The sequence below is a fragment of the Curtobacterium sp. MCBD17_028 genome (genome assembly GCF_003234875.1).
Classification (GTDB): Bacteria; Actinomycetota; Actinomycetes; order Actinomycetales; family Microbacteriaceae; genus Curtobacterium.
Genome location: NZ_QKTQ01000019.1, coordinates 24,184 through 50,266, shown reverse-complemented (window position 1 = coordinate 50,266; position 26,083 = coordinate 24,184). Strand labels below are relative to the sequence as shown.

The 26,083-nt window shown below is 71.7% G+C and carries 24 protein-coding genes, 1 tRNA gene and 2 pseudogenes; 12 read left to right on the top strand and 15 right to left on the bottom strand.

The features are described from left to right. Window positions 1-129: 129 nt before the first annotated feature. The 7 genes and pseudogenes from DEI86_RS14860 to DEI86_RS14830 all read right to left on the bottom strand — a co-directional run bounded on the left by DEI86_RS14860 (window position 130) and on the right by DEI86_RS14830 (window position 6,691). On the bottom strand, window positions 130-1,110 hold the full coding sequence (locus tag DEI86_RS14860; protein WP_111050026.1) for an NAD(P)H-quinone oxidoreductase: 981 nt from the start codon (window positions 1,108-1,110) through the stop codon (window positions 130-132). 24 nt (window positions 1,111-1,134) lie between these two features. After that, a complete protein-coding gene (locus DEI86_RS14855; RefSeq protein ID WP_111050025.1) occupies window positions 1,135-1,833 on the bottom strand; it encodes a DUF6766 family protein in 699 nt (232 codons plus the stop codon). A gap of 40 nt (window positions 1,834-1,873) precedes the next feature. Further along, window positions 1,874-2,755 carry an aldo/keto reductase gene (locus tag DEI86_RS14850; protein WP_111050024.1) on the bottom strand — a complete coding sequence of 294 codons (882 nt, stop codon included), beginning with the start codon at window positions 2,753-2,755 and terminating at the stop codon, window positions 1,874-1,876. A 127-nt stretch (window positions 2,756-2,882) separates the two neighbouring features. Continuing rightward, complete coding sequence (locus DEI86_RS14845) at window positions 2,883-4,730, bottom strand: gamma-glutamyltransferase family protein (RefSeq protein WP_258376573.1); 1,848 nt, start codon at window positions 4,728-4,730, stop codon at window positions 2,883-2,885. Beyond that, entirely contained in the window at window positions 4,727-5,272 is a 546-nt protein-coding gene (gene soxR / locus DEI86_RS14840) for a redox-sensitive transcriptional activator SoxR (RefSeq protein ID WP_111010444.1), read from the bottom strand. The genes DEI86_RS14845 and soxR overlap by 4 nt, the downstream gene beginning before the upstream one ends. 46 nt (window positions 5,273-5,318) lie before the next feature. After that, a pseudogene (locus DEI86_RS14835) lies at window positions 5,319-5,852 on the bottom strand (DUF6264 family protein); the annotation flags it as partial. Next, on the bottom strand, window positions 5,828-6,691 hold the full coding sequence (locus DEI86_RS14830) for a CoA ester lyase (RefSeq protein WP_111036696.1): 864 nt from the start codon (window positions 6,689-6,691) through the stop codon (window positions 5,828-5,830). The pseudogene DEI86_RS14835 and the gene DEI86_RS14830, both read right to left, overlap by 25 nt. A gap of 80 nt (window positions 6,692-6,771) precedes the next feature. Between DEI86_RS14830 and DEI86_RS14825 the strand changes: the two genes are divergently transcribed. Continuing rightward, entirely contained in the window at window positions 6,772-10,596 is a 3,825-nt protein-coding gene (locus tag DEI86_RS14825) for an ATP-binding protein (RefSeq protein ID WP_111013152.1), read from the top strand. Between the two features lie 651 nt (window positions 10,597-11,247). Here the strand turns inward: DEI86_RS14825 and DEI86_RS14820 are convergent. Together DEI86_RS14820 and mscL are read right to left on the bottom strand one after the other, a co-directional pair. Next, a complete protein-coding gene (locus tag DEI86_RS14820; RefSeq protein ID WP_111050023.1) occupies window positions 11,248-11,841 on the bottom strand; it encodes a CDP-alcohol phosphatidyltransferase family protein in 594 nt (197 codons plus the stop codon). A 106-nt stretch (window positions 11,842-11,947) separates the two neighbouring features. After that, window positions 11,948-12,445, bottom strand: coding sequence for a large conductance mechanosensitive channel protein MscL (gene mscL / locus DEI86_RS14815; RefSeq protein WP_111050022.1), 498 nt, complete (start codon window positions 12,443-12,445; stop codon window positions 11,948-11,950). 146 nt (window positions 12,446-12,591) lie between these two features. Between mscL and DEI86_RS17000 the strand changes: the two genes are divergently transcribed. Beyond that, window positions 12,592-12,744 carry a hypothetical protein gene (locus tag DEI86_RS17000; protein WP_309146571.1) on the top strand — a complete coding sequence of 51 codons (153 nt, stop codon included), beginning with the start codon at window positions 12,592-12,594 and terminating at the stop codon, window positions 12,742-12,744. Window positions 12,745-12,758: 14 nt separating this feature from the next. On the opposite strand, the pseudogene DEI86_RS16995 reads toward DEI86_RS17000, so the two are convergent. After that, window positions 12,759-13,010, bottom strand: a pseudogene (locus DEI86_RS16995) (FmdB family zinc ribbon protein); the annotation flags it as partial. Beyond that, window positions 12,901-13,491, bottom strand: coding sequence for a 5-formyltetrahydrofolate cyclo-ligase (locus DEI86_RS14805; RefSeq protein WP_111010538.1), 591 nt, complete (start codon window positions 13,489-13,491; stop codon window positions 12,901-12,903). The gene DEI86_RS14805 and the pseudogene DEI86_RS16995, both read right to left, overlap by 110 nt. Before the next feature lie 103 nt (window positions 13,492-13,594). Here DEI86_RS14805 and galU point away from each other — a divergent pair, with 103 nt between their 5' ends. From galU to DEI86_RS14775, 6 genes are all read left to right on the top strand, one after another. After that, window positions 13,595-14,485 carry a UTP--glucose-1-phosphate uridylyltransferase GalU gene (gene galU, locus DEI86_RS14800; RefSeq protein ID WP_111010437.1) on the top strand — a complete coding sequence of 297 codons (891 nt, stop codon included), beginning with the start codon at window positions 13,595-13,597 and terminating at the stop codon, window positions 14,483-14,485. 42 nt (window positions 14,486-14,527) lie between these two features. Continuing rightward, window positions 14,528-15,187, top strand: a complete 660-nt coding sequence (locus DEI86_RS14795) for a GNAT family N-acetyltransferase (protein WP_111010436.1) — start codon at window positions 14,528-14,530, stop codon at window positions 15,185-15,187. A gap of 93 nt (window positions 15,188-15,280) precedes the next feature. Next, window positions 15,281-16,483: a DUF3040 domain-containing protein gene (locus tag DEI86_RS14790; RefSeq protein WP_146244961.1), complete on the top strand. Its 1,203-nt coding sequence runs from the start codon at window positions 15,281-15,283 to the stop codon at window positions 16,481-16,483. Between the two features lie 83 nt (window positions 16,484-16,566). Next, window positions 16,567-16,639 (top strand) — tRNA-Ala (locus tag DEI86_RS14785). A 202-nt stretch (window positions 16,640-16,841) separates the two neighbouring features. Continuing rightward, a complete protein-coding gene (locus tag DEI86_RS14780; protein WP_111050020.1) occupies window positions 16,842-17,258 on the top strand; it encodes a VOC family protein in 417 nt (138 codons plus the stop codon). 87 nt (window positions 17,259-17,345) lie between these two features. Beyond that, complete coding sequence (locus DEI86_RS14775) at window positions 17,346-18,383, top strand: amidase domain-containing protein (protein WP_111050019.1); 1,038 nt, start codon at window positions 17,346-17,348, stop codon at window positions 18,381-18,383. A gap of 77 nt (window positions 18,384-18,460) precedes the next feature. Here the strand turns inward: DEI86_RS14775 and DEI86_RS14770 are convergent, their stop codons facing one another. Both DEI86_RS14770 and DEI86_RS14765 read right to left on the bottom strand, forming a co-directional pair. Next, complete coding sequence (locus DEI86_RS14770) at window positions 18,461-19,777, bottom strand: hypothetical protein (RefSeq protein ID WP_258376572.1); 1,317 nt, start codon at window positions 19,775-19,777, stop codon at window positions 18,461-18,463. A 50-nt stretch (window positions 19,778-19,827) separates the two neighbouring features. Beyond that, window positions 19,828-20,283 (bottom strand): MaoC/PaaZ C-terminal domain-containing protein, encoded by a 456-nt coding sequence (locus tag DEI86_RS14765; RefSeq protein ID WP_258368596.1) that lies wholly within the window; start codon window positions 20,281-20,283, stop codon window positions 19,828-19,830. A 127-nt stretch (window positions 20,284-20,410) separates the two neighbouring features. On the opposite strand from DEI86_RS14765, the gene DEI86_RS14760 reads away from it, so the two are divergent. Beyond that, on the top strand, window positions 20,411-21,838 hold the full coding sequence (locus DEI86_RS14760) for a phosphotransferase (RefSeq protein WP_181439803.1): 1,428 nt from the start codon (window positions 20,411-20,413) through the stop codon (window positions 21,836-21,838). A 65-nt stretch (window positions 21,839-21,903) separates the two neighbouring features. Here DEI86_RS14760 and DEI86_RS14755 read toward each other — a convergent pair whose 3' ends face one another. After that, window positions 21,904-22,401, bottom strand: a complete 498-nt coding sequence (locus DEI86_RS14755) for a DUF2510 domain-containing protein (protein WP_111026251.1) — start codon at window positions 22,399-22,401, stop codon at window positions 21,904-21,906. A gap of 122 nt (window positions 22,402-22,523) precedes the next feature. After that, window positions 22,524-23,570 (bottom strand): LLM class flavin-dependent oxidoreductase, encoded by a 1,047-nt coding sequence (locus DEI86_RS14750; protein ID WP_220038531.1) that lies wholly within the window; start codon window positions 23,568-23,570, stop codon window positions 22,524-22,526. Between the two features lie 130 nt (window positions 23,571-23,700). Here DEI86_RS14750 and DEI86_RS14745 point away from each other — a divergent pair, with 130 nt between their 5' ends. Genes DEI86_RS14745 through DEI86_RS14735 form a run of 3 tightly spaced genes read left to right on the top strand, consistent with a single transcriptional unit; the run spans window position 23,701 to window position 25,920 of the window. Then, on the top strand, window positions 23,701-24,894 hold the full coding sequence (locus DEI86_RS14745; RefSeq protein ID WP_111050017.1) for an AAA family ATPase: 1,194 nt from the start codon (window positions 23,701-23,703) through the stop codon (window positions 24,892-24,894). A 17-nt stretch (window positions 24,895-24,911) separates the two neighbouring features. Then, window positions 24,912-25,541 carry a hypothetical protein gene (locus DEI86_RS16360; RefSeq protein WP_146244960.1) on the top strand — a complete coding sequence of 210 codons (630 nt, stop codon included), beginning with the start codon at window positions 24,912-24,914 and terminating at the stop codon, window positions 25,539-25,541. Continuing rightward, window positions 25,534-25,920, top strand: a complete 387-nt coding sequence (locus tag DEI86_RS14735) for a TraR/DksA C4-type zinc finger protein (protein ID WP_258376571.1) — start codon at window positions 25,534-25,536, stop codon at window positions 25,918-25,920. Before DEI86_RS16360 ends, DEI86_RS14735 begins: the two co-directional genes overlap by 8 nt. Window positions 25,921-26,083 lie beyond the last annotated feature (163 nt).

The following is a 26,083-nucleotide window of genomic DNA, read 5'->3' as shown; positions in this document are numbered from 1 at the left end:
GACAGGCCCGGCCCGGCCGGCCCGGCCCGGCCCGGCCCTCCTCCGCGAGATCGCAGTCGTTGCCGCTCTGACCAGACTCAGAGCGGCAACGACTGCGATCTCACCGGATGGCGGGGGCGGCCGGAGGGGTCAGGGGGTCAGGAGGACCTTGCCGATCGTGGCGCCCTCCGCGACCAGGCGGTGCGCGTCGGCGGCCTGCGCCATGGGCAGCACGGTGTCGACGACCGGCGCGACCCGACCACGCTCGACGAACGGCCAGACCTCGCGACGGACCGCGGCGACGATCTCGGCCTTCTCCTCGGCCGGACGAGCACGGAGCGTCGTGGCGGTGACACTGGCGCGCTTCCGCATGAGGAGCCCGAGGTCGAGCGGGGCGTCCGGGGCCGAGCCCGTGCTGCCGATGACGACGAGATGGCCGTTCACCGCGAGCGCTTCGAGGTTCCGCTGCAGGTAGGTCGGCCCCACGATGTCGAGCACGACGTCGACCCCGGCGCCGTCGGTCTGCTCCCGCACGACGGTGACGAAGTCCTCGTCGCGGTGGTTGATGACGACGTCGGCGCCGAACCGCCGGGCTGCCTCGAGCTTCGGCGTGCTGCCCGCGGTCGCGAACACGCGGGCGCCGAGGGCGTTCGCCCACTGGATGGCGTGTGACCCCATGCCGCTGCCGCCGCCGTGCACGAGGAGCGACTGCCCCGGACGCAGGCCCGCGACCATCCCGACGTTCGAGTACACCGTGCACGCGGCTTCGGGCAGACCCGCGGCCGCGACGAGGTCGAGGTCGTCGGGGACCGGGAGCACTTGCGCGGCGGGGACGGCCACGAGCTCGGCGTACCCACCGCCGCTCAGCAGCGCGCAGACCCGATCGCCCACGTGCCAGTCGCTGACGCCCTCGCCGACCGCGGCGATCGTGCCGGAGCACTCGAGCCCCAGGATCGGCGAGGCACCCTGCGCCACCGGGTAGTGCCCCCGCCGCTGGAGCAGATCCGCGTTGTTGATGCCGGCGGCGGCGACGGCGATCAGGACCTCACCCGGACCGGCGACGGCGTCGGGGACGTCGGACCAGACGAGGACGGCCTCGTCGCCGGGAGCGTCGAACGTGATGGCGTGCATGCGGTCGACGCTACGCCGGGCTCCTCAGCCTTCCGTGCCGGTGTCGTCCCGGGGCGCGGCCACCCGTTTCGACTGGGTCGAGCCGCGCTGCCGGAGCCACACGGTGGCCACGATCATGACCGAGATCACCATGAACTCCGATTGCCAGTTCTGCATCGACTCGAACCAGAACTGGCTCGTGGCGAGGTAGCCCCACCCGGAGACGACGGCACCGCCGTGCTCGCGTTGGTCCTCGTTGTAGGCCGCAGCACCGCCGAGGACGTGCCCCACGACGCTGCCGACGAACAACAGCGCGAAGAGGATGAGCAGCGAGTTCTCGTACAACACGAGTGCCAGGCCCCCGCGCCGGACCGGCCAGGGGACACGAGCGTCGTCCCGGTGCTCCCGCGGGTCCTCGTCCTGCTCGGCCGCTTCGTCCAGGGGCTTCGACTCGCTCGACCCCCACTGGAACAGGAACGACGTCAGCACGACGTACGACCCCATCTGGAGGAACTCGCTCTCCCAGTTCTCGAACGTCGCCTCGACGAAGTCCCCGCTCCGCAGGAACGCGCCGAGGGACTCCGCCGCCCGGCCGTGCTCGAGTGCGTCGGCGTTCGCGACGTGCCAGCCGCTGAACACCATTCCCGCGAAGAAGACGAGGAACGCGATCAGGTTGACGAGCAGCAGCCCGTTCCGTCGCGCCCACGTCCACTCCTGCGGCCGGTCACGCAGGAAGGCGCTCATGTCGTCCGCCGGGTTCCCGCGTGCCGACCGCGGAGCACGATCACGCCGCGGGTGCCTGCGCGGCGTCGAGGCGCTCGATCTGCTCGGGCCGCAGCTTGACGTCGGCCGCCCGCACGGAATCGAGGATCGACTGCGGTCGTGACGCACCCGGGATCGGGATGACGACGTCGCTCTTCTGCAGCTCCCACGCCAGTGCGATCACCTGCGGGGAGACGTCGTGCTCGCGCGCGACGATCGAGAAGGCCTCGTGGATGGCCCCGAGGTCACCGGCCGACGTGATGCCGCCGAGCGGAGCCCACGGCAGGAACGTGATGCCGAGCTCGTCGCACAGGACGAGTTCGACCTCGCTCGTGCGGAACGCCGGCGAGTACTGGTTCTGCACGGACACGAGCCGCCCGTCGAGGATCTCGTTCGCCTGTCGGATCTGGTCGACGTCGGCGTTCGAGATGCCCGCCATGCGGATGACGCCCTCGTCGAGCAGGTCGACCAGGGCACCGATCGAGTCGGCGTAGGGCACGGCCGGGTCGGGCCGGTGGAACTGGTAGAGGTCGATGGCCTCGACGCCGAGGCGCTTCGCCGATGCCCTGGCGGCCTCCTTGAGGTAGGCCGGGTCGCCGTTCTGGGTCCACCGCTCGTCCGGCCCGGGGCGCAGGTGTCCCCCCTTCGTGGCGATGACGACGTGCGACGTGTCCCCGCCGTACTCCGCGATGGCCTTGGCGATGAGCGATTCGTTGTGCCCGACCTCGTCGTGGCCGCCCAGGTGGTAGGCGTCCGCCGTGTCGATGAGGGTCACCCCGGCCTCGAGCGCGGCGTGGATGGTCGCGATCGCGCGGCGTTCGTCCGGTCGCCCCTCGATGGACATGGGCATGCCGCCCAGACCGATGGCGCTGACGTCGGTGTCTCCGATGGTCCGTTGTCTCATGGCTCCAGCATGCGCCGCCCGCACCGAGCCGGTTCCCCGCGAGGCATCCCTGTGGATGTCGACAGCTCTCCGGCCCCGGTGGAGGGATCAGCGGTCAGCGGGAACGCGGCCGGCGACGAGCAGACCTTCAGCGCCCCGCGGCGTACGCCTGCTCGCCCCGCGGGTTGGCGGCGGCCGACAGGACACCGGTCCGTGGGTCGCGGCCGACGCTCGAGAGGCGACCGAGGGTCCAACCGCCGGCGCGCGTGACGACGTGCCCCCGGGCCTCCAGGCCGGCGATGACGTCGTCCCCGATCCGGTCCTCGACGACGATCCCCGCCGGCTCCCACGTGCGCGGCCAGAACGACCCCGGGAACGAGGTCGTGTGCAGCGCCGGGGCGTCGATCGCCTGCTGCGGCGACCAGCCGCCGACGATCGTCCGGAGCAGGTAGAGCAGCTGCCACTGGTCCTGCTGGTCACCGCCGGGGGAGCCGAGGGCGACGACGGGCTCGCCGTCGCGGAGCACGAGCGTCGGGGTGAGCGTCGTGCGCGGACGCAGCCCGGGGCGGAGCGTCGAGGCGGTGCCCTCCTCGAGCCAGGTCATCTGCAACCGCGTGCCGAGGCAGAAGCCGAGCTCGGGGATCGTCGGCGAGGACTGGAGCCATCCGCCGGACGGGGTGGCCGACACGATGTTGCCCCAGCGGTCGACGACGTCGATGTGGCACGTGTCGCCGCGCGTCTGGCCGTCGGGGCCGACGTGCGGTTCCGCGCCGGCGAACGAGTCGACGGTGGGTTCCCCGACGCCCTCGGGGCGCTCGTCGAGCGCCGGCGGCAGGTACTCGGTGCGGAGCGGGGGCATGGCGCCGGCCGGCACGCCGGCGTCGCCCGGGCGGATCTCGGCGGAGGCCCGGTCAGCGATGAGCGCGCGTCGCTCGGCTGCGTAGGCCGCGGACAGCAGCCGCTCGAGCGGCACGTCGTGGTCGCCGTAGTACGCCTCGCGGTCGGCGAGGGCGAGCTTCTGCGCCTCGACGATGGTGTGCGCGCCCTCGACCGTCGACGGGTCGAGCAGGGCGTCGTCGAGCGGTTCGAGGATGGCGAGGGTCTGCAGCAGTGCGGGCCCCTGCCCCCAGGCGCCGGTCTTCGCGATGGTGTGGCCGCGGAACTCGAGCGTCACCGCGGGCTCGTACGTGGCCCGGAACCCGGCCATGTCGGCAGCCGTGATGACGCCCGCGTGGTCGGTGCCCGACGAGTGCCGGTGCGGCGTCCGGACGAACCGCTCGACGGCCTCGGCGACGAACCCCGACGCCCAGGCGTCCCGGGCCGCGTCGATCCGTGCCGACCGGTCCGCCGAGCCCTCTCCGGCCGCGACGAGCCGCTCGAGCACGTCCGCGTACGCGGTGTTCCGGACGACCTCGCCGGCGACGGGGATCCGGCCCTCGGGCATCCAGCGCTCGGCGGAGGACGGCCAGTGCTCCGTGAACAGGTCGGCGACGCGGCCGATCGTGTCGGCGACGCGGGCGGCGACCGGGTGGCCGTCGCGCGCGTACCCGATGGCGTAGGCCAGGACGTCGGCGAGGTCCCACGTGCCGTGGTCCCGGAGGAGCAGCAGCCACGCGTCGACGGCGGCGGGCACGGCGGCCGCGAGGGCGCCCGACCCCGGCACGAGTTCCAGACCCTCGCCGCGGTAGTGCTCGACGGTCGCACCGGCGGGAGCCGGGCCCTGCCCCATGAGCACGACGGGCGTGGGGTCCGCCGCGGTGGCGAACACCGCGGTCATGTCGCCGCCCGGGCCGTTGAGGTGCGGCTCGACGACGTGGAGCACGAACGCCCCGGCGACGGCCGCGTCGAACGCGTTGCCCCCGCGCTCGAGTACCGACTGCGCCGAGGCCGTGGCCAGCCAGTGCGTCGAGGCGCTCATGCCGTGCGTGCCCTGCAGGTCGGGGCGGGTCATGGTCGTGGGTGGGGTCGTGTAGGTCACGAGGTCCTTCCTGGTCATGCGGGCCGCTCGGTCGGTTCGAACCGTGCCGCGTTCGTGTCGGCGACGATGCCGGTGTCCCCGCCCGAGCGCGCCTCGTGCAGCCGCGACCCCGTGCGTACTCCGTGCAACTGGTGCGGACCGGGGCCGGAGCGGGCGGCGCCGTCCCCGGGGTTGACAAGGGCGCAGCGGGTCAGGGACAGACAGCCGCACCCGATGCAGCCGTCGAGGTCGTCGCGGAGGGCCTCGAGCTCGCGGATCCGGGTGTCGACCGCGTCGGCCCATCGTCGTGAGAGCGCCGTCCACTCCGCCGGGTTCGGGGCACGGTCCGCGGGCAGGGCGTCGAACGCCTCGCGGATCTCGGCGAGGGACAGACCGGCTCGCTGCCCGGCGGCGAGGACCGCGAGCCGACGGAGCGTGTGGCGCGGGAACAGTCGCTGGTTGCCGGCCGTCCGTTCCGCCGTCACGAGACCGCGTTCCTCGTAGTACCGGATGGCCGACGGGGCGATCCCCGACCGGCGCGACAGCTCGCCGATGGTCAACAGGTCGGTCGCGGTCGGCACGCGTTCATCGTCGCACCGATCCGGCCCCTCGCGGTCCTGGGGGTTGTCAGGTCCCGCTCCCGCCGGGCCACGGAGAGTCACCGGCCGGGGTCGTGCCGCCGAGGTCGCCGAGTGCCGACGCGGACAGGACCCCGCCGCCGACGACGCATCCGACGGCCACCACGAAGCCGATCGCGGCGATCCACCACGAGCTCCGCCGACGGATCCAGGCCCACACCGCCAGGACGAGCGCCGCGACCCCGACGACGAACGCACCGCCGGCCGCGAGCGCGCCGCCGCCGACGAGCGCTCCGGTCGAGCACCCGCTCGCCGGGTGGCATCGCGGTGCCGATGCCAGGACCGCGACGAGCGCGATCACGGCGGTCACGATGGTCATGACGCCGGTCGCGGCCAGCAACAGGACCGTCACCACCCGGTCGGCGATGCGCCCGACCGGTGGGATGAGCGAGGTGCCGCCCTGCTCCCACGCGATCCGGGCCTCCCGTTCGGCCTGCGTCTCCATGTGCGGCCGGGAGGCCCGGCTGCCGTCCGGCGCGCCGCCGTCCGTCCCCCCGGTCATCGGGGTTCCACCCCGAAGGCCTGCGCCAGGCGTTCGATCTTCTGTGCGCGCCCGAGCCGGGGCAGGTCGCTGCCGTCCCGGACCACGCGGTCGCGCGCCTCGAAGTCGTCGAGGAAGTCGCGGGCCCAGGCGACGTCGGCCGGCGTGGGCGAGATGACCTCGTTGATCACGGGCAGCTGGTCGGTGTCGAGGCACAGCTTGCCGGTGAGGCCGAGCGCCACCGCGACCTGCGCCTGCTCGCGGAGGATCGGGTGACTCGTGCCGACCGTCGGGCCGTCGATGGGGCCGGGCAGGTCCCCGACGCGTGACGCGACCACGAGCCGGGATCGCGGGTAGGCCATGGCCAGGGTGTCGGCGGAGGTACCGGTGTCGCGGCGGTAGTCACCGCTCCCGAACGCCAGGCGGAACGCGCCCTTCGCGCGGGCGATCGCCGTGGACTCCTCGATCCCGAGGGCCGACTCGACGAGCGCGACCACGGGGTGGGTGCCCCCGAGGCGGTGCCAGGTGTCGGTGACCTGTTCCGCGGCCTCCGTCTTGGCGAGGACCACGCCCCGCAGTCCGGGCAGGCCGCGGAGCGCCTCGACGTCGTCCGCCCAGAACGGCGTCGTGACGTCGTTGATGCGCACCCATGCCGATCCGCCGCCCGCGAGCCACGCGGCGACGGTGGCGCGGGCCTCCGGCTTGCGCTTCGGGTCGACCGCGTCCTCGATGTCGAGCACGACCTGGTCGGCCCGGGATCGCGCGGCGCGGTCGAAGCCGTGCTCGGCGGTCGCGGCGACCAGGAGCCAGGACCGGCTGATCTCGGCCGGGACGGCACGGCGTTCGGAGGTGGAGGTGCGCGGACGGTCGTCGATGGCCATGCGTCGTTGGTACCACACCCACCCCCGCGCGCCAGGGGCCGCGGAGGGCTGCGTGTGGAGGGTCGCGTGATCACGCTCGGATGTGTCGAAATCGGCGTTCATTGACCGTCGGGGCTCGGCGGGCCGCCTACAGTATCGGTGTGTGGCGTGTCGACAGGACTGCAGAGCGCGAGGACGACGTGGATGACGACGTCCGCGCCGATGACCTGCGCGCGCCCGAGCAGGTGACGAGCCCACAGCAGCTGAGCCTCGGGGACCCGCGCCTCACGGCGGGGAACGCGGCCGAGCCCGTGTGGGACGCCTGGCGCGAGCAGCTCTCCGGTGTCGGTGGCACGTCCCCGCTCATCCACTTCTCGGATCACCCCCGGGCTCGCATCGAGCTCAGCACGACCCACCCGGGTGGTCTGGCACAGTTCATCACCGGCAAGACGACCCTGCTGTCGAGCCTCATCCGCGACGAGGTCGCGTTCCGCGCCGCCCGCATCGCCGCCGGGTTCGTCGAGGAGAAGGGCACCGAGCTCGCCACGGTGCGCGGGATCGACGCGGTCGAGCTCGGCATCGGCATGGTGGACTGGCGGCACGCCGACGTCGACCACCGCGGGCCGGTCCTCCTCCGGCCGCTCGCCATCCGCCGCCACGGGCGCGACTTCGAGGTCCGACTGCTCGGCCAGCCCGTCCTCAACCCGGCGCTCGCCGACGCCCTGCGCGACCAGTTCGGGATCGTGCTCGACGCCGAGGCCTTCGTCGCGCTCGCCCAGCAGGACGGCTCGTTCACGCCGAACCCGGTCATCGACCGCCTCCGCGGCCTCACCGCGCACCTGCCGCACTTCAGCGTCCACCCGCGCCTCGTCGTGTCGACGTTCGCCGAGGTCGCGTCGAGCATGGTCGAGGACACCCGCGACCTCTCGCACCCGGTGCTCGACGCCCTCGCCGGCAACCCGAGCGCCAAGTGGCAGGTCGAGCAGTCCTACCGGCCGGTCGAGCAGACGCCGTCCGACGAGCGCAGCCCCGAGACCGACACGCTCCTGCTCGACGCCGACGACGAGCAGGAGAACGTGATCGCGCAGATCACGGCGGGCAACTCCATCGTGGTCAAGACCCTGCCCGGCACGGGTGGCACCCAGACCATCGTCAACGCCCTCGGTGGCCTCGTCGCCGCGAACAAGCGCGTGCTCGTCGTCAGCCCGCGGCGCGCGACCCTGCGCGGCATCGCCAGCCGGTTCGTCGAGGTCCAGCTGCCCGGCGTCGCCGTCACCCCCGCGACCCTCCGGCGCGACCTCATCCGCGCGATCGGCCGCAACGAGAAGTCGACGAAGCCGAACCTCCGCGAGGTCGACGACGCGCTCGTCCGGCTCCGCAAGGTCCTGCTCGACTACCGCGGCGCACTCGGCCGCGTCGACCCGGCGTTCGGTGTCTCCGTGCTCGACTGTCTGGTCGAGCTGTCCCGCCTGTCGCTCCTCCCGGTCCCGCCCGCCACGACCGCGCGCCTGTCGCGGTCGTCCGTGGAGGCCATGGTCGACGGTCGCGCGCGCGTCGCCGAGACGATGGTGAGTGCCGCGAACCTCGGCGAGTTCAAGTACGGGCCGGACGACTCGCCCTGGTACGGCGCCCGGTTCGCGTCCAGCGCCGCCGCGCACAAGGCGCACCAGACCGCGCAGGGCCTGCACGCCACCGAGCTGCCGACGCTGCTGCAGCGCGCGAACGACCTCATCGGCTCGACCCACATGCGGCCGTTCACGACGATCGGCGAACTCGGCGTGTACCTGCGGCTCCTCACCGAGATCCGCGACACCCTCGACCGCTTCCTGCCCGTCGTGTTCGATCGCTCCGTGTCCGAGCTCGTCGCGGCGACGGCCCCGCGTGGTGAGGGTGCCCCGATGTCGGCGACGAACCGCCGTCGCCTCAAGAAGCTCGCCCGCGAGTACGTCCGTCCGGGCGTGCACGTGTCCGACCTGCACGAGGCCCTGACGCGGGTCCAGCAGCAGCGGGTCCTGTGGCAGCGGTACGTGGCGGCCGGGGTCGCCCCGGAGATCCCCACCGGCATCGCCGACGTCCAGGTGCTCTACTCGAACGTCGCCGAGGACCTCGCGCGTCTCGACGAGCCGCTCGGCAACACGTCCCGTGAGCGGCAGCTCGCCAACCTGCCGATCGACCAGCTCGTCGCGGACATCGGCGAGCTCGCGGCCGAGAGCGACGTCCTGCACAACCTGCAGGAGCGCACCGAGCTCATGACGACCCTGCGCGACCTGCAGCTCGAGCCGCTCATCACCGACCTGGCGAACCGCCACGTGCCCGAGTCCCAGGTGCCGGCCGAGCTCGAGCTCGCGTGGTGGCAGTCCTGCCTCGAGATGCTGCTCGAGGGCGACCGCGCCCTGCTCGGGGCGAACACCGACATGCTCGACCGCGTCGAGGCGGACTTCCGGCTCGTCGACGACGCCCACGCTGCCGGGGTGTCCCAGGGCCTGGCGTGGCAGCTCGCCGAGAACTGGAAGGTCGGCCTGGTCGACTGGCCGGACGAGGCCGCGCAGCTCAAGGCGCAGCTCCGGCAGCCCGCGATCACGTCGCGACTGCTGCAGGACTCCGCACCGCACCTGTCCCGCGCCATCGCACCCGTGTGGCTCGCGTCGCCGTACGAGGTCCCGCAGATCGCCGACACGATGCCGTTCGACACCGTGATCCTCGTCGACGCCGGTGCCGTGACGATCGCCGAGACCGTCGGGGCGATCCGCCGCGCCAAGCAGACCGTGGTCTTCGGCGACCCGGTCACCCAGACGCCGTCCCCGTTCCGCATCGCGGTCGACCCGGACCACCGGGCGCTCCGCGTCGACGAGCAGACGCTCGACTCGCTGCACGCCGACTCCGCGCTGGCGAAGCTCTCGACGCTCCTGCCGACCCTGTCGCTCACGCGCTCGTACCGCGCCGGCGGCGAGGACCTCGCGGAGCTCGTGAACCGGCGCTTCTACGGGGGCCGCATCGAGTCCCTGCCGTGGGCGGGTTCGTTCCTCGGCCACGGCTCGATCGCGATCGACTACGTCGCCGAGGGCAAGGCCGTGCCGGACCCCGAGTCCGGCGCCGTCGAGAGCGTCGACGCCGAGGTCGACCGTGTCGTGCGGCTCGTCCTCGACCACGCCAAGAACCGGCCGACCGAGTCGCTCATGGTCATCACGGCGTCCGCCAAGCACGCCGTTCGTGTCGAGCAGGCCGTCCTCGCCGCCGTGCAGGGCCACAAGGACCTCACCGAGTTCGTGATCGGCGACCGCCCCGAGCCGTTCATGGTGGTGACGCTCGAGCAGTCCGTCGCCCAGAGCCGCGACCGCGTCGTGTTCTCGATCGGCTACGGGCGCACGCCCCACGGCCGCGTCCTCCGCGACTTCGGTCCGCTCGGCAAGCCCGGCGGCGAACGCCTGCTCGCCGTCGCGATGACCCGCGCCCGCCGGTCGATGATCATCGTCACGTGCTTCCAGCCGTCCGACATCGAGGCCGAGCGCATGGGTCACGGCACCGTCGCGCTCGCCGAGATCCTCGCGGAGGTCCGGGCCCGCACGAGCATGGAGTACGTGCCCGACGACAGCGACCCGCTGCTCGTCGACCTCGCCCGCCGGCTCGAGATGCGCGGCATCCCCGTGGCGCTCGGACACCGCGGCAAGCTCGGCCTCGTCGCCGCGCACGGCGGGGTCTGCGTGACGATCGAGACCGACGCGTCGCTCGCCAAGGGCTCCCTGCGCGAGTCGCTGCGCCTCCGGCCCGAGGTGCTCCGACGGCTCGGCTGGCACTACGTGCGCGTCCACGCCTTCCAGCTCTTCTCCGACCCGGACCGCGTCGCCACGACGGTCGCGCAGGTGCTCGGCGTCGACCGTGGTGCGACGCAGGAGATCGCGATCCCGCCGGTCCCGGCCCGGCAGTGACCGCGGGCTGGCCAGCGGTCGCCGGCTGGTCCCGATGACCGGGAGGCGCGCCTCCCGACCGGCCGGACCGGTCACCCCAGGGACGGAACAGCTCCGCGGGAGCTGGGCGGCCCACGCCGACGTCCGTTCCGCCACGGGGGCGGAGGCCGTCGCCGCTGGTCCCGCGGGCGACCCGTCCGCCGTTGGCCCCGCGGGCGACCCGTCAGCCGGGCGGACGACGGGCGCACAGGACCGCACGTCTGACGGCGCCACGGCCGCTCATGACCGACGGCCGGGAGGCCCGACTCGCCGCCGCCGGGTCACGACCGCTCCGGCGCCGGGAACGGACCCGAACCCCGCGCCCGAGCCGGAGCGGCACGGCGCGGGGGAGAACGACGCGCGGCTGCTGGGCGACCGGCCGCCGCACTGGGGCTGAGGCGGCCCTCCCGCCGCCCGTGAGCCCTCCTGCCTCCCCGTTCCGCCCTCGCACGGCCCCCGTCGGACCGGGACGACGTTCAACGCGTCGCCCGACAACGGTCGTGTCGGCGGCGGAAGTCGGCGGATGGAACTGTGCGGCTCACGTACGCAGGGGCGACGCGTCGATCGGGGAAGCGTGGCAGCGCTCGGCAGCGCGAGGTCAGCGAGGAGACTGCCGTCCGTGCGGTGCCGACCTCAGCGAGCGGGGACGGCGTCGCCGCGGCGCTTCCGCACCATGGCAGCGGCGTACTGTGCGCCGGCGAGCACGTGCCCGACCGTGCCGAGGACGATGCACACGAGGGCGACGACACGCACCCACGTGAGGTGTTCGGCGACCGACGTCGACGAGAACAGCAGCACGGGCAGCCCGACGAACAGCAGCGCCGAGCGGATCTTGCCCGTCCAGGTCACGTCGAGGTCTGGTGACCCGCGGAACAACGCGCTCGACATGGCGACGAGCACCAGGTCCACGACCACCACCACGGCGACGACGACCCACGGCAGGAGCCCGACGAGGACCAGCGACAACACGATCGCGACGATCGACAAGCGGTCCGCCACGGGATCCAGCGCCTTGCCGAGTGCGGACTCCTGGTGGAATCGGCGGGCGATGAAGCCGTCCGCCCAGTCGGTGACCCCGAGTCCGACCAGCGACACGAGGCCCCATCCGGGGTGTCCCGCGACGACCAGTCCGACGTACACGGGGATGAGGACGAACCGGACGAGCGTCAGCAGGTTCGGCCAGGTCTGCCAGTCCGGACGGGCTCGCCTCCCACTGATGTCCGCCATGGCGTCGGGCCTCTCGTTCGCCGTCGTGGCGAACCCGCCGGTCGCCCATCCACTCAGGATAGCGGCGGTGCCTCCGGCACCTGGGTGGCGAGCGATCGGCCCGGTCTCAGAGCTTCGTCGTGCCGCTGATGCCCGGTCCCGTCGGCGCGTCGGTGGGGGCGACGTGCGCGCCCGCGGCCTGACCGGTGATCCCCTGCTGCTGTCGGAGCAGGTCGCGGATCTCGAGGAGGACCTCGACATCGGTCGGCGGGACGTCCGCCGGCGGCTGCTCGACGTCGTTCTCGACGCGCTTGAACGCGAGCTTCCTCAGGCGGTTGACCGGCAGCACGAGCGCGAAGTAGACGACCGCGGCCACGATGACGAACTGGATCACGGCACCGAGCACGGAACCGAAGTGGAGCTCGGCGTGCGCCCCGCCGACTCCGGGGATCGTGAGGACCCAGGTGTGCTCGAGGCTCGACGCGTTGAACAGCGCCCCGACCGCCGGGTTGATCACCGCCGTGACGATCGAGTTGACGATCGCGGTGAACGCGGCGCCGATGACGACGGCGACTGCGAGGTCGATGACGTTGCCGCGGAGCAGGAACTCCCTGAAGCCCTTCACGGGACCCCCTCGTGTCCAGGTGTCGGCCCGCGCCACGGGGACCGGCCGGGCGTCCAGTCGACCGGCACGGATCACGCTACCGACGGAGCACGACTCAGGCCGCGCTGGAGCTCCCGGATGAGGACGACGACGGTGAGGACGAGCCTGTGGAGGACGAACCGGATGAACTCGACGAGGTCGAACCGGATGAACTCGACGAGGTCGAACTCGACGACGACGACTCGCTCGGCGTCGATCCGCCACCGGACTCGGACTTCGTCCCCGATGCCCCGGACGACGACCGGGAGTCCGTGCGGTAGAAGCCGGACCCGTTGAACGTCACTCCGACGGGGCTGAACACCTTGCGGAGCACGCCGCCGCAGGTCGGGCACTCGGTCAGGGCCGCGTCCGAGAAGGACTGCTTGACGTCGAAGGCGGTACCGCACTCGGTGCAGCGGTAGGAGTAGGTGGGCACGTCAGCTCCGGAAGGTGAGGATGCGCGATGGGGTGATGATGCCGTCGACGGGCTGGTCGTGGCGCTCGCGAGGGACCTCGTCCACGTACTCCGCGTCGAACACCACAGCATAGACGGGCGGACGCTTGGCCATGGATCCGAGGGTCTTGTCGTAGTAGCCGCGCCCCCAGCCCATCCGCATGCCGGCTCGGTCCACGGCGGCCGCGGGCGCGAGGATGACGTCGACGTCGTTGATCGCGATCGGCGAGAGCACCTCGCCGACGACCTCGGGGACGCCCGCCAGACCCTGGTGCTCGGTCTCGCCGTCCCCCACGGCCCAGTCCAGCAGGCCGTCGTCCCGGGCGATCGGGAACAGCGTGCGGATGCCCGCGTCGAACGCCCAGTTGAGGAACGGGCGGACGTTGGGCTCGTCGGACGACGGGAGGTAGGCCGACAGCGAGGAGATCGCCCGCTCCTCCACGAAGCGCTGGAGCGTGGCGGTGAGGTCCGTGGTGAACGCGCTCCGCTCCGACGCGGTGTGCATGCGGCGACGTTGCCGCAGCTCGGCACGGAGGGCTCGTTTGGCGTTCCCGATGTCGCTCTCGGCGCTCATGGCCACGAGCTTAACGGCTCGTCCCCGCGTGGCCATGTGTCCTCCACACGGTCCCCCATCCGTTAACGCCCGCGTCGTGGGGGCAGCGGATACGCTCGTCGCCATGGGTTTCCAGATTTCCAAAGCAGTGATCCCGGCCGCAGGGCTGGGGACGCGGTTCCTCCCCGCGACCAAGGCGATGCCGAAGGAGATGCTCCCGGTCGTCGACAAGCCCGCGATCCAGTACGTGGTCGAGGAAGCCGTCGACGCGGGCCTCCATGACGTCCTCATGATCACCGGTCGCAACAAGAACGCGCTCGAGAACCACTTCGACCACGTGTCGGAGCTCGAGGAGACCCTCCGCAAGAAGGGCGACCACGACAAGCTCGCCAAGGTGAACCAGTCGACGGACCTCGCCGACATGCACTACGTGCGCCAGGGCGACCCGCTGGGCCTCGGCCACGCCGTGCTCCGCGCCAAGATGCACGTCGGCCGCGAGCCGTTCGCCGTGCTCCTCGGCGACGACATCATCGACGCTCGTGATCCGCTGCTCAAGCGCATGATCGAGGTGCAGGACGAGAAGAACGCGACCGTCGTCGCCCTGCTCGAGGTCCCGGCGTCCCAGACCCACATGTACGGCATCGCGACCGTCGAGGAGACCGACGAGGACGACGTCGTCAAGATCACCGGTCTCGTCGAGAAGCCCGCCCAGGGGGAGGCCCCCTCCAACCTCGCGATCATCGGTCGCTACGTGATCCGCCCCGAGGTGTTCGACGTCCTCGAGAAGCAGGAGCCGGGCAAGGGCGGCGAGATCCAGCTCACGGACGCGCTCATGAAGATGGCCGGCGCCGAGGAGTGGACGGGTGGCGTGTACGGCGTCGTGTTCCGTGGACGCCGGTACGACACGGGTGACAAACTCGACTACATCAAGGCGATCGTCCAGCTCGCCTCCGACCGCGACGACCTCGGCCCCGAGCTCAAGGAATGGCTCAAGGAGTTCAACGCGGGCGAGTAGCCGTCCCGTCCGGGACACCCGAACCAGGAACGCGATCCCCCGATGACGACCATCCCCACCCTGACGCACGGTCGGATCACCATCCGCCCGCTGCGCCTCCGTGACACCCGTGACCTCGACATGGCCCTGTCGATGAACCGGAGCTGGTTGCGGACCTGGGAGGCCACGAACCCGTCGGGACTCGTGTCGGCGGACGTCCGTGGGAGCATCCGGGCCCTGCAGGCGAACGCGCGTGCAGGGCTCGGCCTGCCCTTCGCCATGGAGCTCGACGGCCGGTTCGTCGGACAGCTCAACGTGTCGGGCATCAGCTACGGCTCGCTCGCCAGTGCGTCGATCGGTTACTGGGTGGTCGAGAGCGCCGCGGGGCACAACGTGACCCCGACCGCCGTCGCGCTCGCGACCGACCACTGCTTCCGTTCCGTCGGGATCCACCGGGTGGAGATCTGCATCCGTCCGGAGAACGCGCCCTCGCTCCGGGTCGTCGAGAAGCTCGGGTTCCGGTACGAGGGCCTGCGGCGCCGGTACATCCACATCAACGGTGACTGGCGCGACCACTTCTGCTTCGCGCTCGTGGCCGAGGAGGTCCGCGAGGGCGTCCTCGACCGCTGGGTGCGCGGCGCCGTGCCCGCAGGTCAGGGCAGCGTGCCCGACCAGGCCCGTGAGGAGGCCGCGATGCCGATCGCGACCTCGCGCCGCGGCTGAACTCGTCCTCCACAACCCGAATCCGGCGCGACTCGCTCAACACGCGACGCGCAATGACCGATCGGCGCGCGGCCCGCCCATACCGTGTTCCCCGTGAGCATCGGGTCCTGGAGCGGAGGCATCGTCCTCCTCATCGCGGCGGTGCTGTGGCTCGTCTACCTCATGCCCTCGTGGCACGCGCGTCGGCAGTACCTCGCCACGGAGCGCAACGCGGTGCGTCTGCAGCAGACGCTCCGGATCCTCGCACAGACCGCCGAACTCCCGGACGAGGTCCGCATCGAGATGAACGCCCGATCCCTGGCAGAGGCCCAGCGTGTGGCCGCGAGCGAAGAAGCCCGCCGCCGCGCCATCGTCCGAGCACACGAGGCCGCACGCCAGCGTGAGATCACGCGACGCCTGGCGGAGCAGGAGCCCGAGCTCGAGCGGGTCGCCGCGTCGCCGGCGCTCACCGCCCGCCGCATGCGTCGTTCTCGACTGGGGGCGACGCTCATCGGCTTCGTCGGGCTCGTGGTCACCGTGGTGACGCTCGTCGCCGCACCGGCGATGTGGCTCATGGCGCTCGCCGCCGCGCTCGTGGTCGTGGGGGCGGTGGCGGTCCTCGCGCAGCTCGCCGCCGTCGGCCGCGCCCGGATGCGCCGTGCCGCCGGGGTCGCCGCGGCGACCCGGGCACCCGCACCGCGCGCCCGGTCCGCACGGGCACGGAACGCCGCTCCGATCGACACCGCCGTTGGCACAGCGGAGACCGCACCGGCCGCCGAGGACCGGAGCTGGACGCCCGTGGAGGTCCCCAAGCCGCTCTACGTGTCGCGACCGGACGTGGAGCGCGCCCGTGCGGAAGCCCGCCAGGCGGCCGAGGAGTCGTCGGCGGCGCTCGCCGCACGCCTCCGCGAGCGCGTCGCCGAGGCCGCTGCGGCCGCGGACGCGGAAGCAGCGCGACGCCGAGCAGAGGCAGCTGCCGTGGCCGCGGGCGCGACCGACCCCGACCTCGCTCGGGTCACGCCGATCCGATCCGATGTCGAGGCCGCTGCGGCCGCGCTCGCCGAGCACGACCAGGCGACGCCGACGACCACCCTGGCCGAGCGGATGGGGCTGCGCGCTCCCGCCGCGGACGGGGCCGCTGGTGGACCACAGCCGGGAGGCCCGACCACCGCCACCCGGACTGCGGACGACCGGCGGCCGGAACCGGCTGCACCGTCGGCACCGCCGAGCAAGTACGCGGGTATGGGGATCATCGACGAGGACTCGTGGGAGCGCACGGACCTCGACGCGGTCCTCCGGCGCCGCCGCGCGGTCTGAACGCGGTCGCCCAGCCGGACCGATGTCGTGCCGGGCTCGATTTCGGATCGAGCCTGCTGCGGTGCTAGTCTTGCTGGGCACTCGGGGCTATGGCGCAGTTGGTAGCGCGTCTCGTTCGCAATGAGAAGGTCAGGGGTTCGAATCCCCTTAGCTCCACCGAGAACCGCACGGCAAGAGGCCCGGGTCCACCAGGATCCGGGCCTCTCGCCGTCTCGGCGGGTGGTCGTTCTGCACCTGTCGTCTCGGCATGGTCGTTCTCCGCTGCGGGCGATGGTGGTGGTGCGCAGCGGCCTCTGGCACCATGGGCGCACCGCGACGGGGCGCACGCCGCTCCACAGCCAGCACGCGAGGAGCGACGATGCCCACCGCACTCAACCCCTACATCGGTTTCCGTGACGAGGCCCGCCAGGCGATGGAGTTCTACCGCGACGTCTTCGGCGGCGACTTGACGCTGTCGACGTTCGGCGAGATGCACGCGAGTGAGGACCCGACCGAGCAGGACAAGGTGATGCACAGCGTCCTGGTGACCCCGCACGGCCTCCTGCTCATGGCCTCGGACACGCCGAACGGCATGGAGGCCCCGACAGGGTCCCGCATCAGCATCTCGCTGAGCGGCGACGACGGGCAGGAGCTCCACGGCTACTGGGACGGTCTGGCCGACGGGGCGACGATCATCGCGCCGTTGACCGCCGCCCCGTGGGGCGACGAGTTCGGGATGCTGAGCGACCGCTTCGGCGTCACCTGGCTGGTGAACGTCACCGGTCCACGGTCCTGAGCGGCGTCGGTCGTCTCGGGGTTCCAGATCTCGGGAACGGTGGGCCACCGGCGCATCGTCGGACGTATCGCTTACCCTGTCCGGACGATGACTGCTCCCGCCGCGCTCACCCGACGTTCCCTGTTCTCGCTGGCGGGCGTCGCCGGTGTCGGCCTGGCGCTCGCGGCCTGCACGGCGGACGACCGGTCCTCGGGGTCCGCGACGCACGGCCCCACGACGGGCAGCGCGTCGACGGGCGCGGCGCACCCGGTCGCACGGGCGCTGTCGCCGGCGCAGGTGCCCTTGGCCGGCGGGGTGACCGTGACCATCACGGGGTCCGGCCTGGCGCGGGTCGCGGGCGTGACGGTCGGCGGGCTCGCGGCACGGGACGTCCACGCGACGGGTGAGCGGGTGACCTTCACGGCTCCGCACCAGGCCTCCTACGCCCCGGGGCGCGCGGAGGTGGCGCTGTTGACCCGTGCGGTGGAGCCGGTGCCGTCGGCGAACGTGACGACGTCGGACGGCAACGGCAGCACGAGCAACGACGGCGTGAGCGGGGACACCGCCACGAGCGGCGCGACCTCGACCCCGACGCCCACCGCAGCCACCGCGGGAACGCCCGTCGCCACGACGACGCTGACGTACGCCGCGCTGACCGCCGTCGACCGTCAGCTCCAGTACGCGATGGCGCACTGGTCGAACTACAACCTGGCGGAGTACGGCAACATGAACGCGATCGGCGGCGACTGCGCGAACTTCGTCAGCCAGACGCTCGTCGCCCGCGGGTGGCAGCAGCGCGACGACTGGTACAACCACGACGCCGGGGCCGAGCACTCCGCCACCTGGACCTACTGCCCGTCGCTCGACCCGTGGTTGCGGACGAACGCCGCCGCCTTCGGGCTCACCCGGCGGACGCTGGACGAGCGCGCGAAGGTCGGGGTCGGTGACATCGTCATGTGGGACTGGAACGGCAACGGGTCACCGGACCACACGACGATCGTGTCCGAGGTGTTCCCGAAGCCCGACGGCACGGTGCTCATCAAGTCCGCGAGCCACAACGAGGACGGCCCCTACCGTGACCTCGACGAGATGCTCACCGTGCAGCACCCCGGTGGCACGGCCTGGTTCCACACCTTCGACGCGTAGGGGAGCGCTGGCCGCCGAAGCGGGTCGGCGCATCGGCACAGGGGGGCGAACGCGCCCCACCACAACGGGGAGCCGGGTCACGGGAACCCGATGTACCAGATGAGCACGATCGCGATCGCCTGCAGCACCACGCCGACGACGGCGAGCACGACCGTGCGCCGCCGCGTCCGCACGAACAGGTCGGTCCCGAGCACGGGCGCGGCGGGCATGAGCAGCCGCACGAGGCTCTGCTGTGGCAGGAACACCGCGACGAGGTAGACCCCGTACGCGGCCACGAACCCGACCACCTCGGGCCCGAGCGCGCGCGTGCTCCGCCGGACGAGCAGCCACACCGCGGCGGCGATCACGGCGATCACCAGGACGAACCCGCCGTTCCCGAGCCACCGTCCGGCGAGCATGAACCACGGGGTCATCGGCACGAAGTGGACGTGGCCGACGTACCCGGTCCACCAGGCGAGCTCGCTGTCGAGGTAGGTGTCCGGCCGCCCGGTGACCGCGCTCGCGATGAACGGCCAGGCCAGACCGGCCACCGCGACCACGATCCCGGTGGCGGCGAGGCCGAGGCGCGTCGTCCAGGGGACGCGCTGGATCCACCGTCGGGCGGGCAGGCCCCGGGTGCGCGATCGACCGGCCCGGACCTCGATGGCGACGAGGTGCACGGCGACCGCGACGGCCAGCGCGAGGGCGCCCGGGCGGGTGAACGCGGCGACCACGCCCAGGGCGGCCACGAGCGGGTACCGGCGTTGCACGAGTGCGAGCAACGCGCCCGCGACGAGCAGCAGGGACAGCGCCTCGGCGTAGGGCACCTGCAGCAGGAACCCGAGCGGCCCGAACACGAACAGGGCCGTGGCGCGCCGGGCCCGTCGGGACCCGGCGACGGCGCGGACGAGCCGGTAGAGCACGACCGTGCCGCCGGCGCCGCTGAACAGGGAGACGACGACGCCCGCACCCCAGAAGGACAGCCCGGTGACGGTCATGACGACACGGACGACGGCGGGGAACACCGGGAGGAACGCCCACGCGTTCGGCTCGACGTGCCCGTGGTGGTCCAGGGGGACGGACCGCGGGTACCCGTGCACCGCGACGGTCTGGTACCACCACGCGTCCCAGGAGCCGGAGAACGCCAGCAGACCGTGGGCGCCGCCGTGGCCCTCCGGCTCGTGTCCGGCGGCGGCCCCGACGAGCAGCACGCCGACGAGCAGCACGGTGCTCACCGCACGGGAGCCGACCCACAGCAGGAGCGGGGCGGTCCACCCGCTGTGCCGTCCCTCCAGGGCGATCCGGATCAGGCGGGCGAGCCGCCTGATCCGGAGCAGGCGGGCGAGCCGCCGCGGCCGGGAGGCCCCGCCCACGCCGTGGACGGCCGTGCTGACGGGCGTCGGCAGAGCTGGCACGACCTCGATGATCGCAGAGGCGCGACGGGCGCGCGCGCTCCGACGGGAGGTCACTCGATGGCGGCCTCGCGGGTGAGGACCATGACGTCCATGCGTCCGGTCTGCACGACCTCGCCGTGCTGGTTCCGGAGGGTCACGGTGCGCTCGACGATGCCGGTGCGGCCGGAGCTCGTGCGACGGGTGGACAGGATCTCGACTGTGCAGGTGAGCGTGTCACCGATGAACACGGGCGCGGTGAACCGCCAGCCGTCGATGCCGAGGAGCGCGACGGCGGAGCCCTCGAACACGCCGGTGCGGGCGATCAGCCCCAGGCACAGGGACGCGCCGAGCATGCCGTGGACGATGCGCTGGCCGTACCGCGTCTGCTTCGCGAACTCGACATCGGTGTGCACCTGGTTGTTGTCGTTCGTCCACGACGCGAACGACACGACGTCCGCCTCGGTGATCGTGCGACCCGGGGTCACGAAGGTCTGTCCGGCGGCGAGGTCCTCGAGGTAGTGCGGCACGGGGCCAGTGTCCCACGCGGGCTCCGACCTGCCGCGCTGCCCGCGTCCCGGGCCAGCCGGAGCCGACCACGGCCTCCCGGCGCGGACCAGGGAACCGCGCCGGTCCGTCCGGCGTACGCTCCGGCGCATGAGCGACGCAGCCCCGACCACCGCCGCGACGGACCCGACATCGACCTCGGAGCCGCGCGACGACCGCCGGGTCGACGCCCTGACCCACGAGGTCGTGGCCGCCTGGATGGCGGGGCAGCGCTGGTACGCCGCGAAGGGCCTCGACCCCGCGCTCCGGCTCATCGCCGCCCTCGAGGGGGAGGTCGACGGCGTCCGGGTCAGCACGCAGCTCGTCATCGACGACGCCCCGAGCACGCCCGTGCTCTACCAGGTGCCGCTCACCGTGCGGACCGAGCCGGTCGACGCGCTCGACGAGGTCCTCATCGCCACGGACGGCGAACGGTGGCTCTACGACGGGCCGCACGACGCCGCGTACGCACGGTGGCTGCTCGGGACGATCGACGGCGGCGCGACCGTGCAGGCCGACGGTGCCAGCGTGGAGGGGCAGCACCTCGCCGACATCGGCGCCGTGACCGCCGTCCGGGTGCTCCGCGGCGAACAGTCGAACACGTCCGTGATCTGCGACGTCGACGGTGGCGGCGGCCAGGTCATCGTCAAGGTGTTCCGGGTCCTGCACCACGGCGACAACCCGGACGTGACCTCCCAGGCCGCGCTCTCGGCAGGTGGCTCGACGCGCGTGCCGAGGTCGTTCGGGGCGCTCCGGGGCACCTGGCCGGACGTCGGGCGGGACGAGGGCACGGCGACGGGGCACCTCGCGTTCGCGCAGGAGTTCCTGCCGGGGCTCGAGGACGCCTGGCGCGTCGCCCTCCAGGCCGCGCAGGACGGCGTGGACTTCACCGAGCAGGCCCACGGTCTCGGGCAGGCGACGGCCGAGGTGCACGCGGTGCTCGCCGAGCAGCTCCCGACGGTCGCGGCCGGCACCGACGAGATCGCCTCGGCGGTCGGGTCGATGCGGCAGCGGCTCGAAGTCGCCTCCGACGAGGTGCCCGCCGTCGCCGAGCACGCCGACGCGATCCGCAGGATCTACGACGCCGCCGAGGGTCTCGAATGGCCCCGGCTCCAGCGCATCCACGGCGACCTCCACCTGGGGCAGGCGGTCTCGTCGCCCGACCGCGGCTGGGTGCTCCTCGACTTCGAGGGCGAGCCGCTCCGGCCGATGCCCGAGCGGTCGCGACCCGACGTCACACTGCGGGACGTCGCGGGCATGCTCCGCTCGTTCGACTACGTCGCCGGCGCCCTGCAGCACGGCGACCACCCGACCGATGCGAGTGGGTGGGCGCACGATGCGCGCCGCGCCTTCGTGGACGGGTACATCGCGGCGTCCGGGACGGACATCCGTGCCCAGCGGACCCTGCTCGACGCGTTCGAGATCGACAAGGCCGTCTACGAGGCCGTGTACGAGGCGCGCAACCGTCCGGACTGGATCGGCATCCCGATCGCGGCCGTCGCCCGGCTCGTCGAGCGGTCCGCGCCCGACTCGGCCTGACGCCGCCCGCGGCCTGACGCGCCGCCTGGCCTGCCGTGCCGCCCGTGGCCGGACGCGCCGCCCGATCAGGCGGGGACGGCGCCCGTGAGCTGACTCGCGGCGAGCGCCAGGGTCATGATGCCGAGCACGGCTGCCGTGAAGGCCATGCTGCGCGCGGCGACACGCCACACCCCCGTGGCTCGGGGGCGGGCGATGCCCGCGATCGCGGCGACCACCGCGAGCAGGCTGACGATCCCGAACGGGTCGACCACCAGGGCGAGCAACGCCAGCGCGAGCGAGCCCCAGCCGAACAGGCAGAAGCGCCGCGCGGCGTGCACGCTGAACCGGCCGCCCGGGGTGAGCGCGATCGATCCCGTGCGGGATCCGCACGCCCAGCCGTGCTCGTCGAGGTCCTGCGACGTCACCGAGAAGTGCGGGGCGACGGACTCGGGCGTCGTGGGGGCCAGTGTCCGGTCGGCCAGCGCGGGCGCCTGCGTGGCACTGCCCCACGTGCGACCGTCCCACCACCGCAGACGCGTCGCATCGGCGGGGTCGGGGAACCAGCCAGCAGCCGGCAGTGACACGGGGACGTCTCCTGATCCTGGAAGGGGTGGAACGCGATCGAGCCTACGAAGCGCGTCCCATCCGCCCCAGCCCCAGCACGAGTGTCGGCAGAAGGGGGGACAAACCGGACGGGAGGTACGGTTCAGGCCGCGCCCACGGCCTCCCGGTCCCAGCCGAGCTCGCTCCCGACGGCCTTGACGCCGGCGAGCAGGCGCGCGTTGAACTCGACGCCGAGCTGGTTCGGCACCGTCACGAGCACGGTGTCGGCGGCCGCGACGGCCGCGTCCTGGGCGAGCTCGGCGACGAGCTGCTCCGGCTCGCCGATGTACGAGCGTCCGAATCGCGCGAGGCCGCCGTCGAGGTGCCCGACCTGGTCCTGCCCCTCCACCTGCGCCCGGACGCCGAAGTAGTGGCGGGACTCGTCGTCGATGATCGGGATGATGCTCCGCGACACGGAGACGCGCGGTGTGCGCTCCCAGCCGGACTCGGCCCACGCGTCGCGGAACCGCTGGATCTGCTCGGCCTGCAGCTCGTCGAACGGCACGCCGGTGTCCTCGGTCAGGAGGGTGGACGACATGAGGTTCATGCCCTGCTCCGCGGTCCACTCCGCCGTCGCGCGGGTGCCGGCACCCCACCAGATGCGGTCGGGGAGCGTGTCGGACAGCGGGAAGAGGGGCAGCGACCCCTCACGGCCGGTCATCTGCGGGTTCGCGTTCGCCATCGGCTGCCCGGCGATCGCCTGGCGGAAGATCGCGGTGTGCTGCCGGGCCATGTCCGCGTCGGTCTGCCCCGCCGCGGGCGCGTACCCGAAGGACTCGTAGCCCGCGAGCGCCGTCTCGGGCGATCCCCGGCTCACGCCGAGCTGCAGGCGGCCGCCGCTGATGAGGTCGGCGGCCGCGGCCTCCTCGGCCATGTAGAGGGGGTTCTCGTACCGCATGTCGATGACGCCGGTGCCGATCTCGATGCGGCTCGTCCGCGCCGCGATGGCGGACAGCAGCGGGAACGGCGCGGCCTGCTGCGGCGCGAAGTGGTGGACGCGGAAGTACGCGCCGTCCACGCCGACCTCCTCGGCGGCGACGGCCAGGTCGATCGCCTGCACGAGGGCCTCGCGGGCGGACCGCGCCCGGGACCCCGGCACGTTCTGCCAGTGCCCGAAGGACAGGAACCCGATCTTCTTCGTCATGTGCATACGAACGCACGGACCCCGGCGAGCATTCCGGCCGGGAGGCACGCTCCGAGCCCGTCCCGCCACTAGCGTCGAGCAGAGACCGCCTGTGGATAGACGCTGCACACGGCTGGCGGTCCGATACCGTTGATGCATGAGGCCACTGCTGCGTATCAGGGCGACGAACTTCCGTAGCTTGCGAAGCGTTGACGTGCTGCTCAATCCGCTCAACGTGTTGGTCGGTCCTAATGGCGCGGGAAAGTCCAATTTCCTCGACCTCATCGAATTTCTGGGAGATTCAGCGCGCTATGACCTTCCCGACGCGTTGGAGCGCCGAGGAGGTATTGATCGCGTGCGCTTCCGAGGGGTGCGCCCTGACTCTGGTCGAGTATCTATTCACGTCTCCGCGAATGTGACCACATACAGCAGTGAAAATACTCCCGATGAGTACGAGCTTCGATTCTCAACGCGAAAGCTCGCTCAACAGTCGTCATTGCTGCTGCGGAATGAGGAATTTATTTTCAAGCGGCTACGAGGGCGCGGGCGGCGGATCACCGTCAGTGGCGATAAGGCCGAAATCGTCGACTCTCGAGGTTCGCACAGCCAAGAGCGAGCGCTTCCGCTCCGAAGTAACTCTTTGGCGCTCTCCACGCTGCGCCGGCTTCCTCCAAAGGAAGGCGGGGAGGAGATAGATCGCTTTGCTCGACTCTTCACCACCTTCCGCGTGTTCAATGTTGACGTCAGCGCGGCTCAACTTCCCTCCCGCATTTCCGATGACGCTATTGCGCCAGACGGTCGAAATCTGGCTTCCGTGCTCGTAAAGCTTTCCCAAGATGATCAACCTTATAAAGACTTCATCGACGATGCGCAGGCGATGATTCCGGGATTTGAGCGCCTGGAGTTTATCGAGGTAGGTGGTGCAGATCGTGCGGTGGCCGTTCGCATAGTCGAGCGTGGGCTACGGGATTCCACGTCACTTGCTGACGCCTCCTTTGGTACCATCCGAGTTCTCGCACTCCTTGCTCTCCTTTATGACCCTAATCCCCCTCTCCTTACCTGCATTGAAGAGATCGACCATGGTCTGCATCCATACCTCTTTGATAGACTCGTTGAACGCCTACGGGAGGCTTCAAGCCGCACTCAGCTTCTCGTCGCGACGCATTCGCCAGCGCTCGTCAGCCGCCTGTCACCCAGGGAATTGATCGTCGTCGAGCGAAGTCCTGACGGGGAGACGCGACTACCGGCAGTGGATCCCGAGCTCGTTGCGGCGAAAGCTGAGGTGCTGGCCGGAGAAGTTGAGCTAGGAGAACTCTGGTTTTCGGGCGAGCTTGGTGGGGTGCCGCGTTGACTGCTCGACGCTCTTCAGTGCGATCCAAGCCGAGAGTCATATTGATATTCGGAGAGAATGAAAATGATACCAAAGCGTTGCGAGAGATAATTCTCTCTCTGCGGGGGGACGCGACGGTTCGTGTTGACGCGCGCCGCAAGCCCTCAATTAATCTCCGGGATGCTCCTGCCGATGCGATTCCGAGCCGAGCGGCTGCGATACTCAAAGTGGTTCGAGCGGCGGAGGTCGACTCAGAGGTAGTTGCGGTGATAGCACACCAAGACTGCGACGCCGTCGAACCTGCACACGTTGCAGTTGCCGCGAAAGTCGAAGCAGGCTTCGCGGCTGCGGGGTACTCGGCGGTGGTTGCGGCGGCGCCTGCTTGGGAGCTCGAAACCTGGCTGATGCAGTGGCCTGATGTCTTCCAAAAGCATGTTCCAAGTTGGAACCGGCCGAATACAGACGGAAGGCATGTGGGTCTGATGAGCGACGCCAAGGAGAAGTTGGCCCGGATGTTGAACGGGACGACCCAGGGCCGCCAGTATCGGGAATCGGATGCGCCCAAGTTGATGGAGATCGTTCGACTACAGAACTGGGTTCGTGCTCCCGCCGCGAAGAGTCTCTCGTTCCAACTGTTCGCGCAGAAGATTGACGACATAGGTGAATGATTTGACCGCGTACCCGCGCAACGAGCGAGTCGAGGCACCCCAACCCTTCGACGCGCGCCTAGCGCTGCTCGCCGAGCGAGACCGGACGCTCCGCCTCTTCGGCACGGTCCAGCGGAGCATGGACGACGTCGCATCTGCGCGGGACGGTGCGAACAGCGACGACGAGCACGACCCCGAGGGCGCCACGCTCGCCTGGGAGCGCGGGTCCCTCGGCGCGGTCCGCGACGACGCCCGCCGACGGCTCGAGCTCGTCGACGCCGCGCTGCATCGTCTCGATGACGGGTCCTACGGACGGTGCCTCGTCGGGGGCGAGCGCATCCCGCGGGCGCGACTCGCCGCCGTCCCCTGGGCGCGGACCTGCGTCGCACACGCGGGCTGAGTCGCACACGCGGGTGGAGTCGCACACGCGGGCTGAGTCGCACACGCGGGCCGAGTCGCACGCGGGATGACCGGGGCGCTCCGGTGTCGCTCGTGGCGGGACCGCTCCCGGTGTCCGATGCCGGGCCTCCCGGTCGTCGCGGGGGGACATCACCAGCCGCACC

Excerpts from the sequence above, each read along its gene's own strand:
- DEI86_RS14860 (WP_111050026.1), bottom strand. The coding sequence starts at position 1,110 with ATGCACGCCATCACGTTCGACGCTCCCGGCGACGAGGCCGTCCTCGTC.
- DEI86_RS14855 (WP_111050025.1), bottom strand. The coding sequence starts at position 1,833 with ATGAGCGCCTTCCTGCGTGACCGGCCGCAGGAGTGGACGTGGGCGCGA.
- DEI86_RS14850 (WP_111050024.1), bottom strand. The coding sequence starts at position 2,755 with ATGAGACAACGGACCATCGGAGACACCGACGTCAGCGCCATCGGTCTG.
- DEI86_RS14845 (WP_258376573.1), bottom strand. The coding sequence starts at position 4,730 with ATGACCAGGAAGGACCTCGTGACCTACACGACCCCACCCACGACCATG.
- DEI86_RS14830 (WP_111036696.1), bottom strand. The coding sequence starts at position 6,691 with ATGGCCATCGACGACCGTCCGCGCACCTCCACCTCCGAACGCCGTGCC.
- DEI86_RS14825 (WP_111013152.1), top strand. The coding sequence starts at position 6,772 with ATGTGTCGAAATCGGCGTTCATTGACCGTCGGGGCTCGGCGGGCCGCC.
- DEI86_RS14820 (WP_111050023.1), bottom strand. The coding sequence starts at position 11,841 with ATGGCGGACATCAGTGGGAGGCGAGCCCGTCCGGACTGGCAGACCTGG.
- DEI86_RS14805 (WP_111010538.1), bottom strand. The coding sequence starts at position 13,491 with ATGAGCGCCGAGAGCGACATCGGGAACGCCAAACGAGCCCTCCGTGCC.
- galU (WP_111010437.1), top strand. The coding sequence starts at position 13,595 with ATGGGTTTCCAGATTTCCAAAGCAGTGATCCCGGCCGCAGGGCTGGGG.
- DEI86_RS14795 (WP_111010436.1), top strand. The coding sequence starts at position 14,528 with ATGACGACCATCCCCACCCTGACGCACGGTCGGATCACCATCCGCCCG.
- DEI86_RS14780 (WP_111050020.1), top strand. The coding sequence starts at position 16,842 with ATGCCCACCGCACTCAACCCCTACATCGGTTTCCGTGACGAGGCCCGC.
- DEI86_RS14775 (WP_111050019.1), top strand. The coding sequence starts at position 17,346 with ATGACTGCTCCCGCCGCGCTCACCCGACGTTCCCTGTTCTCGCTGGCG.
- DEI86_RS14760 (WP_181439803.1), top strand. The coding sequence starts at position 20,411 with ATGAGCGACGCAGCCCCGACCACCGCCGCGACGGACCCGACATCGACC.
- DEI86_RS14750 (WP_220038531.1), bottom strand. The coding sequence starts at position 23,570 with ATGCACATGACGAAGAAGATCGGGTTCCTGTCCTTCGGGCACTGGCAG.
- DEI86_RS14745 (WP_111050017.1), top strand. The coding sequence starts at position 23,701 with ATGAGGCCACTGCTGCGTATCAGGGCGACGAACTTCCGTAGCTTGCGA.